We start from the raw sequence: 2,119 nt of genomic DNA, 5'->3' as shown, positions 1-2,119 counted from the left end.
GTTTTTCGAACTGTGAATCACGCCCCTACGCGGAAATCAATGGGTCCTGACCCTAAGCGGGCAAATGGGCGTCGCCGAACTGACAGAAAGCGAGAACGCGGTTTGGCTCGAGTGCTTCTGCGAGCAGATGTCTGCACCGACTTCGAAAGAAATTGAGTTCTTTTCCAGTCGCAAACGTGCTGGACTTGGATGCGGTTAGAAGGAAGGTAGCGAGTTGGTGAGTGCTGGCCAAGGTCCGGCACATGGGGGTGGAAATTTTACCTCCCCCCCAAAATGCCCAAGGATAGTTACGCAAATTGGCCGCGTGTGGCGACTTTTTTAAGTCAGAGACCAAAAGTAGTTCCCACTCCCGTTTTTCACGCCATTTAGCTTGCCAGCCACTTCAAGCTTTGTCAGGGCACCTCGCAATGTGGTTACCTTTGCATTTGGATTCACCCCCTTCGGATGAAGCTCAGGAGGAATGGCCTTGAGAATATCGGATGTCATCGCCCCTGTCTTTTCGTCCGCTTGAATTCCCTTCAAGGCCGTCCAGGCTGCCGCTTGGAGGGGGCTAAACTTCGCGGGTGCCACATCATCGGTCGAAAGCGACCCATCCAGAAGCGTAGCCTTCACAGTAAAGCGGTCGAAGCCTTCCACATCAGTGCAAAGTTTGACCTTCTCCAGCAGGTATGAAAACCGCAGGTCACCTGCCATGTTGCGCTGCTTTGTGGTGTTGACGACGCAAGCGCCAGTGTCTTCATTCTTCTTGATTGTGAACTCAGAGTCGACATTCGTTCTGATCGCCGATGAGCCCCGCCCACCTTTGTCCTCGTCACGCCCTGTGTGGTGGACCAGAAGGACATGCGCATCCAATTCTTCCGCGATTGTCTGAGCGCCTGACGTGGCGATGCTCATTTCGTTCGAGAAATTCTCGTTCAGGTCGGCGATCGCATGAATGAACGTGTCGATGATGATCATGCTGATCGCAGTTTCACAGCGCGGCAGGTGCTCTTTCAGCTGATCTATCAATTCAGGCACATGATCTGGATCGCCAAGATTCAAACGTGATTTCATCACGAGATAGTCTTCGGCATCCTCAACATCCCTGAGCAGGGCATAAACGCGGTCTTTAACACCATCCCCGCCTTCTCCGCAGATATGCAGAACGGCGCCACGTCTGGTATTCATCGTAAGAATGGGTTTTCCTTGCACCACATGGGCGCCGAGCGCCACTGCCACCGCTGTCTTGCCAACATTGCTGGGGGCGACGAGCATGCCAACCTCTTTTCGATTGCAGAGATCTCGGATGACATAGTTGCACTCCCGGCTTGGGATATGGTCATTGGCACGCTCGAAAATGAATTCGGGCTTGGGTTGCAGTGTCATTTTCACGGAAGGTCCTTTCAGTTCTTGCTGAGGTTTTCCCAGCTGCTGAACAGGACATAAGGGCGCCAATCTCGCTCCAGACAGGGGGTTTGAATCCCTTTTTCGCTTTTTTCTTATGCACCCAGATTGAAGACACCCACATAGAAAAAGGCTCCTGCAAGAGCCTTTTTCTATGTGGGTGGCACTCAACGTCAGCGACTAAATGGCTGAGCGAGCTCAGCAATGTGGCTCTTTGGTGTTTACCCGCTGCCAAACCTCTTTCGGTTAATTTTTTCTCGCTCGGCCAAACGACCCCACTTTCTTGTCATGAAACAAGTCATGGCAAATCTTCGCGCTGCTGCACGCACGACATCAAATCTCCCCTCGCTTTCGCAATCGCAAATCGCACAACGGTGGCGGCTGGATGCCGACACTGTGAGAAAGATCAGCCGGGAGCACCATCTTTTGCCCGTTCCCGGCCCCTGGAAGCGCGCGCGATACAGCATGCTTGATGTCTGGCGGATCGAGGGGATCCCGCACACTGTCGCGTTAGATACCTCTCTTCGCGGCGACCTTCTTGAACCGTTGGCGACAGCTAACGACCTGGCCGTTCAATGTGGCTGCACCCCAGCCACCATTCGAAATTGGGCACGCGAGGGCGTCCTGCCAAGTCTCCGGTTGGGAGGGTCCGTGCGGTTTCACATCTTCGCTGTTCGAGGTGTGAAGTGGTCCCACCTTTTCGGACAGTTTTGCAGCTTTGCTAAGGTGTATCGGG

2 protein-coding genes are annotated in these 2,119 nt (G+C 53.7%); one reads left to right on the top strand and one right to left on the bottom strand.

The features are described from left to right. Nucleotides 1-318: 318 nt before the first annotated feature. Nucleotides 319-1,365, bottom strand: a complete 1,047-nt coding sequence (locus tag TL5118_RS00025) for an AAA family ATPase (RefSeq protein WP_058241776.1) — start codon at nucleotides 1,363-1,365, stop codon at nucleotides 319-321. A 318-nt stretch (nucleotides 1,366-1,683) separates the two neighbouring features. On the opposite strand from TL5118_RS00025, the gene TL5118_RS21480 reads away from it, so the two are divergent. After that, nucleotides 1,684-2,119, top strand: a 436-nt coding sequence (locus TL5118_RS21480; protein WP_207383430.1) for a helix-turn-helix domain-containing protein, incomplete at its 3' end; no start/stop codon positions are given.

The sequence above is a fragment of the Thalassovita autumnalis genome (genome assembly GCF_001458255.1).
Lineage (GTDB): Bacteria > Pseudomonadota > Alphaproteobacteria > Rhodobacterales > Rhodobacteraceae > Thalassobius > Thalassobius autumnalis.
Note: the sequence above shows the minus strand (reverse complement) of the source record. Positions and strands in the feature narration are given on the sequence as shown.